This window comes from Rathayibacter sp. AY1A7 (assembly GCF_002930845.1).
Taxonomy (GTDB): domain Bacteria; phylum Actinomycetota; class Actinomycetes; order Actinomycetales; family Microbacteriaceae; genus Rathayibacter.
On record NZ_PSTL01000006.1, the window covers coordinates 85,833 to 98,289 of the forward strand.

Sequence of the window (12,457 nt, forward strand, 5' to 3'; positions counted from 1 at the left end):
ATATCGTAAACGCATGGCTGGATTAATACCCGACTGTCATAGGAATATCTGAATCCGATCAATCCCGGATCACGCCGTGATATGCCGCTTTGCATGCCTTGTTTGCTGAAGCGACACGTGAGAGCTTGCCCGTCCTCTCTTCATTGGGAGTACCGGTCTAAACTTGCGGTCATGCCCTGCGCCCGACTATCAAACGTACCGTCTGAAGTGCCGAGTCTCACGGAGGGACGGAGGCCGTTGCTGGGTGTCTACCTGGCGGTGTTGCATCAGATCGAGTAACAAACCAAGTAAAAGTGCCGTGAGCGTAGTTGAATCAAGGTCATGCTAGACGAGCGCGGGCAGAGCGCCGAGGCTTGAATCACATCGTTGCATCGTTTTCGGGCCGCTGGGTATCCGTTCGACTGACAGGATCGTCTAGGAGAGTTTTCCCGGGCGATCTAGATTGACCGGTACTCAAGCTTCCAGCCTTGCGGTCCTCGTGTGCTCACGCCTGAGCAGGCGCTGCCGTGTCGACGCCCACACTCCGGACTCGCTCCGCAGAAGTGCGCCTGACACGCGAGGTTACCCAATCCGTAGCGTCACGAGGTGGCCGCAGCACGTCGGAGTGCGAAACTAGAGAGGCACTTCGGGCGGGCTCAGGCTTCATCTCCCGGTGCCGTTGTGCCCGTCATCCTGCCGACGGATGGCGGGTCGTCAAGCTGCCCGCATCGACACGGCTAGCCGTGCGGACGTGCTTGGACGCGAACGTCGACCCATGCGGACGTTCGTCACACGGGAGCGATTGCAGACTCCGCGCAACGATGCCATGATGAGACCATCAGGTTCAGCGCCTGGTCGAGACGGCCACATTTCAGCGAGCCGCCGCCGTGACTAATCAGTTGCACGGCGGGTGCTTGCAAGGGGCCGGCTCGCAACAAAGCGAGACGTCGATAGCCAAACTTCATTGTTTGCGATCCTCGCGCCATGGGCGCTGTCGCGATTGAGGAGTCGACCCATGGTCGGGTCCTTTTTTCGTGGCAGGAGGTGAGACGTGTACAAAGAGATCGGTCGGACGGTCAGGGCTGCCATCGTGGGGTGGGGCCCGACCTTTCGACTTCTACTTTTGATTACTGCGGCAACCGGAATCGGGGTCGTTGTGTGGAAGGTCGTCTCCGCCTGATTCGCCTCGCTTCCAATTCACGAAGAGTAGGTGAGCCCTGAACGCTCGCCTACTCTTCGTGACTGAGCAATCGAGATGTACCGTTTGATGCCAAGCAGGTAGATGTTGCTAAGCCGCATGTAGGCATCCTTTCTGTTGTTACTCCGAGTTTCATCGTGTGAGGATCACGCCCGAGCGCGCCAAGCGCACTAAGGAGGGCCGGTCCATGAGCTTCGGATGATTCGCCCTCGCAGGATTTTTCTGCCCCGTGAAGAATCGCTCGATGACCGCGACCTCGTCGGCGTAGCGCTTCTGCTTCCGGAAGGTCATTGCGGCCCACTCGGCGTACGCGAATGCCCGACCGTTTCCTTCGACCTCCTCGGCTCGCTCGGTAGCCGCAATGCACTCGAACAGCAGCTCGAGTGCCTCGTCGTACTGCTCCGCACGTCGAAGTGCCTGGCTCTCGTCGACGTGTGCTGAGAAGTGCTTCCCCCGAACCTTCGTGACCCGGGCAGCTTCCCGCCGCTGACGCTCCGCCGCAGCGATCTCCCCTCTCATCTCCTCGATCGAGAGGAGCGGCTCAACGGACGCGGCCGACAGATCGACCCCGACCGTCGTCTCGCGCCCAGTGCTCGCGGTCGTCGTCTCGCGGATCGTGGGTGGAGGCGCGGGTGGGGGAGAGGGTGCCGGCACCGCGGAGTAGAGCTCGTACCCGTTGGCTCGCCGCCGCTGCCGAAGAGTGAGCGGAACCAACCCATACGGGCGTTTCCCGCGAACGTTCGCGGGCCCACCCGCAGCAAGGCGCCCGCCGGCAATGTCGCATGCGTCGCTGTCCGAACGCAGAATAGCGCGAGGGCATGAGCCGACCGAAAGTAGGAGGTGAAATCAGCACTGCCTCTCGACGGGTGCCAATCCCTACTTTCTCATCCAATCATTTGCTCAAAGTTTGCGGATTCCGACGACCTCAGCGCCCCACCTTCGCCGGCCCGCGGCTGACAACCTGCCCTTCTTGCGCGCGAGCTGCGTGAAGAAAGCAAATCGGCCTGCGTCTCGGCCGACTGCCTTATGAGCGTCGTCGACGACTCCTCGAGCTTAGGGGACGCGCAATTCTTTGATGGGTTCTCGGCGGCTTGCGAGCGCGGCGGGCAGTAATGCCGCCAGTAGTGCAGTGAGTATTGAGAGTGTACTGAGAGCCGCGGTAAAGGCGAAGCTTGGCAATGGTGACGAACTTGCTACCAAAATGGCTGTTGCTGCAATGAATCCGACAATGACACCAATGGTGGCGAGAATGGCGGTCTGAGCGAGAAGGAGAAAAACGATGAGGGAACGAGTTGCCCCCAACGCGCGCCTGCGTCCATAATCTTTACGGCGCATAACAACTAGCCCGTAGAGAAGGATCGCAACAAGCGTTCCAGTAAGTGCTAGGAGAGCCAGTACAAGTCCCCGTGAGAAAGAGCCAAGCTGGTCGGCGATCAGAGCACGGAGTTCAGCGAGATTCTCGCTGGTCTCCACTTGAACTTTCAGCGGGTCGTCCGCTGCTAGCACCGATACTACTGCATCGCTTAAAGGTGCTACTAAGTCCGGTCTCTCTGCAATTACGACAACGACGCTGACCGGCTCGGTACCTACGGGTTCTGGCTGAGGAATGAGCAGAAGCGGTTGAAGCTGATTCAGAAAGTCTGGAGCCGTCAGAGTTCCCGCCACTCCGTAGCTGGCACCGGTAGTGAGTGTTATCGCGCCGACCCGATCGACGAGGCCGAGCTGGGCAAGGGCGGTCGGTGATGCATAGGCCAACTCGCCAGGAATAGGGCTGTTGGGGGAAATACCAAGAGTGTCGATGTTGGGTCCGTATGCGAAGCGAGCCGGTACACGTGTTCCATCGGGAATTAGTGTATTGGTGGCATCGATGGCGGAGGAAAACGCGCCGGCCCACTCGATACCATCCAGCCTTCCGATCCGATCGAGCACGTTACTAGTGATGCCAGCGGTGTTGTCGGCTCGGACGGTGATGGATCTTGTGCCGGCCGAGTCGATGGATCCGAGCACCTGCTGCTCAGCTGCGACCGTCCTCCCAGTCGTGAGCATGACGGTCAGAATCATCCCGGCGATCACCAGCACGGTCAGACCTGACGCTACCGCTTGTGACCGGGCGGTAGCCGCAGCCTCCCGCATCAAGCTAGCGATGCGGATCACAGACGGATTTCCCTGTCGCAGGACGCGGCGACGTCCGGCGAGTGGGTCACGATGATCACGGTTGCGCCAGCGTGGGCCTGGTCACGCAGTGCTTGGACGACGACGGAGGCTGTAGAGGGGTCGAGGTTTCCGGTGGGCTCGTCGGCGAGCAGAATAGCGGGGCTGTTCAGCAGGGCTCGACAGAGCGCAATTCTTTGCGCCTGGCCACCAGAAACTTGCCCAGGTTTGCGCCCAGGTGGGACGGCCACGCCAAACCGATTCATCAGGTCTAGTGCCTGCGACCGAGCATGATGCTGCGTCTGGCCTCGATATAGCGCTGTTTCGATGATGTTATCAATAACTGTTCTAGTCGGGTCAAGCGCGGCGTCTTGAAAGACAAATCCAAACTGGTTGGCTCTCAGCTGTGCGCGCTGCGAGTCGCGCATTACCGACGTCGCTCGATCATCGAAAAGTACTTGACCGGAAGACGGCTTCAACATCAGTCCGAGAAGGTAAAGGAGAGTTGACTTACCGCGACCCGACGGCCCGGTCAGCGCCGTCATGGACCCGACCAAGAATTCGGCGGACCACTGGTCCAGGACAGGCGTTCCTCGCGTGTATTCATACGCAATGTCGCGTGCCTGTAGCCTCTTCCCAGCAGAAGGCGTGATTATCTCCATCTTGTCCGGCCCTGCCACGTTCAGTTGACAGTTGCCGGGACTCTGACTTGTGTGCCGGAGTCGACGCCTTCGATGACGGTCATGCCTCGAGCGGACGCTACTGCCGTGACGGAAATTCGCGTTCCGCTGGCGTCGATCACTGCCATCTCGCCGGCGGCATCGGTGACGAGTGCTGCGGAGGGAACGACCAGCCCATCAACGGTCGGCACCGTTACAACCTGAGATTGAAAATGGGATTCGCCCGTTACAGGAACCAAGCCGCACGCTTCTCGGCAGATTGTGCCACCATTACGCCCAGCGAGGTTCACTACCACAGTCTGCGTCTGATCATCGATTCGTTGATCGGTTGTGACGGCATCCCAGGTTGTTCCGTCCGGAGCGGTGATAGCAACTGGCGTTCCGGTCGAGATCAGTGCCGCTTGGGCGTCCGTCACGGGCACTGTGAACGCGGGAGCAACAGAGAGCCCCTGAATAACTTGCTCTCCCCCCGATACGGCGGCACCGCGGGAGATGACCGAACTGTCCAACGTGACCCGCGTGGGAAGCATTGGAACGAAAATGACGTCACCCAGCTCAGCGCTGCCGGACTGATCAATTTTAAGAGACTTCTGCCATGCGCGAATTGCCTGAGCAGTCGCTCCGCGGGCAACGCCGTCGGCCGTCCCGTTGTAGAAGCCGAGCCCCTTCAGCAGAACCTGAAGTTGCATGACATCTGTCCCTTCGGCACCCTCGCCGATTGGTCTGAAGGCAGGAACTTCGCCTTGGGCGATGACGACAGGCCGCTGGTCGACGGTGTATAGCACGTCGCCCTGCTCGACTTCTGTTCCGGCTGAGACAGCCACGGATGTCACAATTCCTGCGGCTTGGTTGGCGCCGATCGTGGTTGGTTGCCATGCGGCCACGGTGTTGAGATTGAGACTCGATCCCACCTCCCCCGGCCCCACTGAAACGGTCGTGAAGGCAGTTTGAACCAGCGGATCTGCTGCTGGCTGGAGGACGACGCCGCCAGCCCAACCAGCAGCGCCGGCGCAGGCAGCGACCAGGCTAACAATGAGCACGAAGGGCCGCCAGGTGCGTTTCGCGGTATTCGAATGTGTACTCATGCACAGCTCCTAAGGAGGTTCGGTCCCCGCGGTGGAGCGCAGTGCTGCGTTTGGCTGCCGAAAGTCTCAAGGAGGGGTCTAGGACGAACAGCACACGACTTATCTCTCGTCGCAAATCGCCTCATCCGTACAGTTCGTCTGGGAACTGCGGGCATTTCTCTTTCAGAGCGTACCATTCGTCTGCGCTGGCAGTAGAAATGACAGTGGAATAGATGTCCCATCCGCCGTCAACGTCGAAATTCTCCGAGAACACCTCGCGGCTCGGGACGTCTGGCACTTCGTATCCCTGGCCTTCAATGCAGGGTTTCAGTGAATCGCGATAGTACGAGTAGAGATAGTCAATTTGTTCTGTGTTCAGTGGGATTGTGTATCTAGGATCGACGGGATAAGCGGCCTGACATTCGAAAAGAGCAAGAGCGTAAGCCCCGTTTTGTGCCGTGGGAATCTCTTCACTTGAAGTGATGCCACCATCGGGAATTTCTTCGGCCGCGAAACCAGCGGCGTCAAGGCAGCCGACCATTGCTCCCGCCCATTCGGCTGGCTTAACTACCCGCACACGTTCCACCTCTGGCCGCGCGATTCCGGGGTTTTGTGCGGATACTGCTTCCCAACTTGAGTCGTTGGCCTGCTGGATGCCGGCTTCGCTCTGCTCTTCGGTCAATTGGGTTACAGATGGTGCAGGCGTAGGCGTAGAACATGCTGACAGCGTGAGTCCGATAACGACTGCGGTTGCAGTGGCAGTACCTGTTCTGAAGCCGAGGACTCGACTACGACGCCGAGTTATGCTCACGAGCTGTGCCTAGTAGCAGGAGGTGCTGTACGAATTGATCGTGGAAGCCGTGAAGTTGACCGTTGCGGACGTGTACGGCCCGTTGGCAGTGTGCGAGCCTCCGGTGCCCCAGCTGTAGGTCTTGTTGCCGGTGTTGCCGAAGTGGATGTGGCTCGTACCGCCTGACGTCGACGACACGCTTCGGACGGTGAGGATCCCTCCACAGGAGCGAGACTGGTTCACCTCGGCGGCCGACGCGCTCGGCGCGAAGGCGACTGCGACCAGCAGCATTGCTGATGCGGACAGACCGACGAGTGACTTCTTGTTCGTGCGCATGATCTACCATCCCCTGTGGTGAAATTTGCTGAGCTAGTGATCCCCATGGTAGTGCACACAGCCTTCACGCGGGGGCCTCATTTTTGAACTGCGGTATCGCACGGGATGAGGTCCCCGCTCCGCATCGGCACCCTGTGTGATTAACCCGGTGTTCAAACGATGTTCATTCGCCCAGTAAGTGCGAAGTTTCGACCGTCCGTCACTTGGCGATCGCAGGGCTGACGGGGCTGGGTGCGTTGGGGCCCTACGCGAGGGTGATGGTGTCTAGCCTTGATTCGCGAGGGATCCGGCAATCTCGCTGGGGGCGCCGGCCGATCGCGGCTGCCAAGAGTCGAATACGCCGTAGGCAATAATCCGCTCCGCGGTCGACAACAGCGGATTGCAGCTCGTCATCGTGATCAGACGATCGGTCGGAACGACCTCGCTCGTCCAAGGGACGGGATCGATGACCTGCACCTCGGAGGGCTGGACGTACTCGAGGTTCCGGAATCGGTACGTGTACCAGCCGTCGACGGTCTCGATGTAGATCGCATCACCCAGCTGGAGCTCATCGATGAGGTGCATTCCTCCGCCGGCGGCGGAGCGGTGCGCGGCGATCGCAAAGTTCCCCACTTCGCCCGGCATCTGGGTTCCCGGGTAATGGCCGATGCTTCCCATATCGAGCACCTTCTCGGCGTCCACGCCCTCAGCGATCGTGCGCACCCACCCCTCGCCGTATCGAGGGATGTAGAGGTTGCCGAACGTCGTATCCAGAGCCGACACGGAGGCGACCACCGGGTCGCTGGGCGCGGTCGGCTCCGCGCTTGGCTGGCCCGGATCTTCAGTCGGAGGGGTGTCGTCTCCCCAGCTTTGGTGTAGCTCGGCTGCTTGATCGGTCTGACGGCCGACGATCACGGCGTCGTTCCACCACAGCTGCCAGGCGAGGAACAGCAAGACGAGGACGCCTGCGGTCATCAGCAGTTCACCGAGGACGCCGAAGAAGGACAGTCGTCGACGGGCCGGACGACGCCGGTGCCGCGATACCTCCACAGATGACGGAGCGGTCATGCCAGGATTCTAGCTGCGACAATTTCGCCGGCATCGCTGGTCAAGACATCCAGTGTGGACGTCGTCAACAGGCGTCCGGCTGGGGTGGTTCACCGCACTACATCGGCGAGCGAGACGCGCCGCGCGCGGGCGCGGGCGGCAGCGTCCCGTAGGACTCGCTCGATGACATGCCCGGTGACGGGGCCGCTATCGGGACAGTGGATCGATGGACCAGAAGGAGATGCTGCGCACCCGACCCGAGGCGCTCGACGACCTCGGGCAGCAGATGCGTTCTGAGGCCGACTTCGCGGGGGAGCGGATCGTGCGGACGTAGAACGGCTTCAGGTTCCAGGAAACGGAGATCTTTACGGTCGAGGGCTGGAAGATGCTGTTCAACTGGATCTTCCGAAGCAGGGGAGCGATGCAGAGCAGCTCGTAGCGGCTGTAAGTCGGTCGATGCCTCCTCCGGCGCTCCAGGTCGCCTATGGTTTCGTCGAAGAGCCACTCCGCGAGGATCATTTGGGCGCCAATGTCACGTGCGATCGCGAACCGCCCTTCTCGCCGCCAGGGTCCTCCTACGCCTCCAGCTCAAGGGGCAGGGCCCGCTCCAGCTTCCTGGTGGTGTCGAAGGTGAGCACCGCAGGGTTCGCCTGCAGGACGAGCTGTAACTGGTCAGCGAACTGAGTTTCGGTGAGAGGAGCATTGGGATCGGATCCGATCTCCTCCGTGCCGGCCGCTCGGAAGATGCTGAGCTGCTCCCTCGTGACGGCCCCCGACGCGAGGATCCTCTGGTATCCGCGGATCCACTCGTCGCGATTCATCGTGACGTTCAGCGTCGAGAGGAGGTCAACCAGCGCAGTGTCAGCGTTGGCCGGCGCTGCGGTCTCAGGGCGTTCGTGGCTGCCGGCGGAGCGCGGGTTCCCGGCGCTACGAAGGGCACGAAGGCGCTGCCAACTCGTCCGCAGGGCCGGCAGAGCGATAGCACTCCACCAGCGCTTCACGTGAGGAGAGGCAGCTCGCGCCACCATGATTACGATCATTGCCACGAGCTGGATCGCGGCCTCGCGCTCCTCGGGCGTCAGCTCGTCAGGCGACCGGTAGGGAGGCGCCTCGTCGGCCCCGTGGGAGTCGTCATTCCACTGCCACGCGGCGTGCCCTCTGAGCTCGTTGGACTCGTCGTCGAAGAGATGCCCGACGACCGCACCGTCGACGAGCCTCGAGGTTCCGAGGTGCATGCCGTCGGGGATGATCGGTATGAAGGCCATGCCCGAGGGTAACGCGGCCGTGTGGGCTGAGACACGGCCGCCAGGGGATCAGCGGAGGCAAGCGAAAGCGTCCGCCGGTGGGCGAGGAGCGGACGCAGTTCAGCCGGCGCGCTAGTGGGCAGTCTGTTGCGCTGAACTCGCTCGGCGCACGGAGACGGTGAGTAACAGGGCAGCCCTGGCGCCCATCACGAATCGAATCTTGTGGAACCAGAAGGGCGGTTCCGCTCTTCCACAGACGGGACGTTCGTCTTCGAGAGGACAAAGCAGGGAATCACCGCGGCGAGTTTGAAGTTTGACCGGCGAAGCCCGTATTGTTCAAGTGAAGATAAACGGTCCTACTGGAGGAACTCATGGCTCAAAAAGTCACCCTCGTCGATGACCTCGACGGTACCGCGCTCGACGAGGACGGCGGCACCGTTCGCTTCTCGTTCGACGGAGCCAACTACGAAATCGACCTTTCTGCTGAGAACTCGAAAAAGTTCGAGAAGGCGCTCGCGCCCTACATCGACGGCGCTCGGAAGGTTCGGGGTGGGGGTGCCCAGCAGTCGAGTTCCTCCTCGGCGGCGAAGAAGAGCGACCCCCAGCGCCTCAAGGCCATTCGCGAGTGGGCCAACGCAAACGGGCACGAGGTTTCGAGCCGCGGACGGATTCCTCAGGACGTCGTCGACGCATACGACGCCGCTAACTAGTTGAGGCTCGAGAGGGGTGGCGCCGGAAGGCGCCACCCCTCCTCGCGCGTTAAGCGCCCCGTGAAGAACCGCTCGCTGACCGCTACGTCCTCCCCGTGGCGCTTTCGCATGCGGAGCGTTGTGGCCTCCACCCGGCGTACGGCGGCGCCGGACTGTTCGCTTCGAGCTTGTCCGCTCGCTCCGTTGCCGCGATGCACTCGAACAGTAGCTCGAGCGCCTCCTCGTACCGCCCAGTACGTCGGAGTGCCTGCGTCTCGTTGGCGTGATCGGTAAAGTGCTTACCCCCAACCTTCGAGACCCGGGGAACCTTCCGCAGATTACGCTTCGCCGTCGCGATCTCCCGCTCAATCTCCTCGATCGAGAGGAGCGGCTCCTGAGAAACGGCCGGCAGGTCGATCTCGGCCGTCGCCTCGCACCCCTGGTTGTCATCAGGCGGATGGTGTGACGAGGAGTGGGAGAGAGGGCCGGCACAGCGAAGCCGGGCTCGGACGAAGGCGGCCTCGGGCTTCCTGGCTCCATACCGCGGAAGAGTGAGCGGAACCAACGCATTCCGGAGTCTCACCTGAGCTCCCGCGAGCCTATCCGTGGCAACGCACTTGCCGGCCCTCTCTCGCGCGTCACCGATCGAACGCAGAATGACGCTGCCCACCCCGGCTGAAGCTGGGGCGGGCAGCGTAGCGAGGTGAAGGGACAGACGCGTCGGTTGCGCGTCCCTGTCAAGGCTCACCAGGACCCGGGAGCCAGGTCGACTACAGCCCTATCGGTGCGGAGACGAAGGTGAAAATGACTCAGTCCAGCGCTGCTCGAGTTGACTGCTGCTCAGCCCAAACTGCGTGAGATTCCGTCCAACGATGGTTGCGTCCCTAAAGCCGTCACCAATCTGGATGGCGCCAGCGAAGCTGGATACCGCAGTCCGAAGTTGCTCCAGGCGCGCAAATGTCAGGGCACGGGCGCCCTGCCGCGCAACGGCATCCCACATCGGCTGCCGCGAAGGGTGAATCATCAGCGGCACCCCGAAGTAACGGGCTTCGGGATACGCGGAGTCGAACCAGTCGGTTGAATGGCTGAGCTGCTCGAGATACTTACGTGACACCTCGTCGACTGTGGCCTCGCTCTTGCACTCGATCACCCAGTATCGATCATTTCCTATGGCCCATAGATTGTCCGGTCCGATGCCGGTCTCCTGGTCGGGTCGCGAGGAGGCGAAACCGAGAAGCCGTCCAAGCCGTTGCAGTGCGGCCTCAAATTGCTTGTGGCTGTTGTGGGTCGTGCTGGGGACGAGATCAAGCAGCAGCGCCTCGACGGCGACCTCGAGGGTCCTTGCCGTGGCAAATTCGGCGGTCATGTACCCAACAGAGGCGGCCGCCTGATCGCCAACGGCGGTGACCCGCGTCGTCGCGGTCTCGTGAGGGATCTTGAGGATGAAGTTGTTGTCGATCCGAGCCGAGCGTTGCAGCTCTCGCGCCGCCGCTGGGTCGGTCGCGTTGAGATATGTGGCCGCGCGCTGCTTCAGCCACCCCCTCGTCGCGGAGTCGACTTCGGTGAGCGCGCCAGCCAGAAGTTCCTTTGCTTCTACGAACCGCGAGGCAAGTGCCAACGCGAACGAATCGCGCTCAGCTCTTGCAGCCGCGGGGACCGAGTCGGCGTGCTCGTAGGTCACTGCTTCTAGAGCCTGCTTGCTGGCGCGAACCCAATCAGTGTCGCGAGCGAGAAAGGCGTTGACGGCGCCTTCGAAGTAGCTCATTGACTGACCGCGACCGCGACTGGCGAACTGCATAGAGAGGTCGTACTGGGCGCGGGTTGCGGGTGAAAGTTTTCGTCGGTCCGACGCCGCGAAGAGTCGTTCGACTAAGCGGGGGTCGAGAAGAATCACCGCGCAATAATCATCGGTCGAACGGACGCCGCGGCCCATCCCCTGCTCGATGCGCTGAGTCTGCCGCGAGTCCATTGCGGCGGTGCCGCCTAGTGCGACGGCTTCGACCAGCTCGACTGGCGAGTACCGTTCGGGAAGCCCGTCCAGGATAAGTACGCGGCAAGCCCCGTTTGGCAAGTCGACGCCGTCATAGCGCGCTACGAGAACAACCAGTCCGACATGCTCACCACTTTTGAGGCGCGCAACCACGGTTCTGATAGTGCGACGCTCATGGATCTCGCTCGTCAGATGGTTCCACTGTTCGGCGCGGCGATTCGATGGCACGATGACGACGACGTTCTGCGATTGCGCCCAGCGAGCTGCTGACGCCTTCACATCGTCGACGCTGACGTTCCTGCTGGTCTCGATCGGCGTCAGGATGAGACGATCCCCGATGTCGCTGGCAGAGCTGGGTGTGATCGGAGCGGTCACGCTCTGATCGGCGGCACCCATCTGCGTCACGAGGACGGAATCGTCCGCCAGAGTCGCCGTCATGTAGATCCGCCGCCGTGCGGACTTGAACGACGGCAGCTTGCCGAGGTCCGGGTACGGAAGCCGAACCTGCATGGCGCCGGGAGTGAACGCCACGTCGCAGAGCCGCAGTTGGTCTCGGATCAAGGGCCAGTTGAACTTCTTGGCGTCGCTCTCATCCGGCAGTCCATCAAGGATGCGAAAGACCTCCTCGAGGTTCGCTTGCCAAGCCCAGTAGGGAAGAGGAACCGCTTGCGTTCCGGTCCCATCGGCCAGCCCGGACCACCCTGCAAGCGACTGCTCCTTTAGCTGGTCGGAGAAGCGATCGAAAAGCACATCCCAGACCGTCGGGTGGGCGTGACGATCGACCGTAAGCGAGAATTGGTTCTGAAAGATCGGGATACAGGCGTGGGCGTCGTCGACCACTATGCTGCCCACCTCAATCGATCGACCACCCTGGCCCTGCAGTCCAAATTTGCTCAGGCCGTTATACATCGTGTGCGCAGTTACGACGAGAACGGCCTGTCCCTGACGAAAGACGGCGTCGCGAGGATCATCAGTCCATGCGATTCCAAGAGCGTCCGCCGTCTCTCGGACCTGTGATTCGAGTTGGGTGTCAGGAACGAGATAGACAGCTGGACCACGGCCTTCATTGAGCGAACTCTTGAGGATGACCAGCCCGATGACGGTCTTGCCGCTACCGGTGTTCATCTTGATCACCAGGTCTGACTCGTTTCGCCGCGCAAACCACTTGTCCCAGACCTCGGACTGAATGTCATGAGGAAATACGAATGGGGAACCCGACGGCTTGGGTAGGGCTCTGAATAAGCGCTTTGGGTCGGTCGTCGTCTCTGCGAGGTCAGGGGCTCCAAGCCCGCCGAAAAAGCCGCTCACGG

11 protein-coding genes are annotated in these 12,457 nt (G+C 61.5%); 1 reads left to right on the forward strand and 10 read right to left on the reverse strand.

Translation table 11 applies throughout. The features are described 5' to 3' along the window. Positions 1–1,309 precede the first annotated feature (1,309 nt). From C5B95_RS07215 to C5B95_RS07245, 8 genes are all read right to left on the reverse strand, one after another. The gene (locus C5B95_RS07215; RefSeq protein WP_104348815.1) at positions 1,310–1,831 is read right to left on the reverse strand and encodes a hypothetical protein; all 522 of its coding nucleotides are present in this window, start codon (positions 1,829–1,831) and stop codon (positions 1,310–1,312) included. Between the two features lie 399 nt (positions 1,832–2,230). Beyond that, complete coding sequence (locus C5B95_RS07220) at positions 2,231–3,256, reverse strand: FtsX-like permease family protein (RefSeq protein WP_258059858.1); 1,026 nt, start codon at positions 3,254–3,256, stop codon at positions 2,231–2,233. Positions 3,257–3,327: 71 nt separating this feature from the next. After that, on the reverse strand, positions 3,328–3,990 hold the full coding sequence (locus C5B95_RS07225; RefSeq protein WP_104348816.1) for an ABC transporter ATP-binding protein: 663 nt from the start codon (positions 3,988–3,990) through the stop codon (positions 3,328–3,330). A 20-nt stretch (positions 3,991–4,010) separates the two neighbouring features. After that, positions 4,011–5,093 carry a peptidoglycan-binding protein gene (locus tag C5B95_RS07230; protein ID WP_104348817.1) on the reverse strand — a complete coding sequence of 361 codons (1,083 nt, stop codon included), beginning with the start codon at positions 5,091–5,093 and terminating at the stop codon, positions 4,011–4,013. A gap of 121 nt (positions 5,094–5,214) precedes the next feature. Continuing rightward, the gene (locus C5B95_RS17105; protein ID WP_146076517.1) at positions 5,215–5,754 is read right to left on the reverse strand and encodes a hypothetical protein; all 540 of its coding nucleotides are present in this window, start codon (positions 5,752–5,754) and stop codon (positions 5,215–5,217) included. Between the two features lie 138 nt (positions 5,755–5,892). Next, positions 5,893–6,198: a hypothetical protein gene (locus C5B95_RS17110; RefSeq protein WP_146076518.1), complete on the reverse strand. Its 306-nt coding sequence runs from the start codon at positions 6,196–6,198 to the stop codon at positions 5,893–5,895. 264 nt (positions 6,199–6,462) lie between these two features. Then, positions 6,463–7,245, reverse strand: a complete 783-nt coding sequence (locus C5B95_RS07240; protein WP_104348819.1) for a class E sortase — start codon at positions 7,243–7,245, stop codon at positions 6,463–6,465. Between the two features lie 554 nt (positions 7,246–7,799). After that, a complete protein-coding gene (locus tag C5B95_RS07245) occupies positions 7,800–8,489 on the reverse strand; it encodes a hypothetical protein (RefSeq protein WP_104348820.1) in 690 nt (229 codons plus the stop codon). A 350-nt stretch (positions 8,490–8,839) separates the two neighbouring features. On the opposite strand from C5B95_RS07245, the gene C5B95_RS07250 reads away from it, so the two are divergent. Further along, positions 8,840–9,178, forward strand: a complete 339-nt coding sequence (locus C5B95_RS07250; RefSeq protein ID WP_104348821.1) for an Lsr2 family protein — start codon at positions 8,840–8,842, stop codon at positions 9,176–9,178. A gap of 82 nt (positions 9,179–9,260) precedes the next feature. Here C5B95_RS07250 and C5B95_RS17115 read toward each other — a convergent pair whose 3' ends face one another. Next, complete coding sequence (locus C5B95_RS17115) at positions 9,261–9,827, reverse strand: hypothetical protein (RefSeq protein WP_146076519.1); 567 nt, start codon at positions 9,825–9,827, stop codon at positions 9,261–9,263. Between the two features lie 108 nt (positions 9,828–9,935). Further along, a complete protein-coding gene (locus C5B95_RS07255) occupies positions 9,936–12,455 on the reverse strand; it encodes a helicase C-terminal domain-containing protein (protein ID WP_181068020.1) in 2,520 nt (839 codons plus the stop codon). Positions 12,456–12,457: the final 2 nt, after the last annotated feature.

Coding starts and splice junctions, on each gene's coding strand:
- C5B95_RS07240 (WP_104348819.1), bottom strand. CDS start 7,245: ATGACCGCTCCGTCATCTGTGGAGGTATCGCGGCACCGGCGTCGTCCG.
- C5B95_RS17110 (WP_146076518.1), bottom strand. CDS start 6,198: ATGCGCACGAACAAGAAGTCACTCGTCGGTCTGTCCGCATCAGCAATG.
- C5B95_RS07245 (WP_104348820.1), bottom strand. CDS start 8,489: ATGGCCTTCATACCGATCATCCCCGACGGCATGCACCTCGGAACCTCG.
- C5B95_RS07230 (WP_104348817.1), bottom strand. CDS start 5,093: ATGAGTACACATTCGAATACCGCGAAACGCACCTGGCGGCCCTTCGTG.
- C5B95_RS07225 (WP_104348816.1), bottom strand. CDS start 3,990: ATGGAGATAATCACGCCTTCTGCTGGGAAGAGGCTACAGGCACGCGAC.
- C5B95_RS07250 (WP_104348821.1), top strand. CDS start 8,840: ATGGCTCAAAAAGTCACCCTCGTCGATGACCTCGACGGTACCGCGCTC.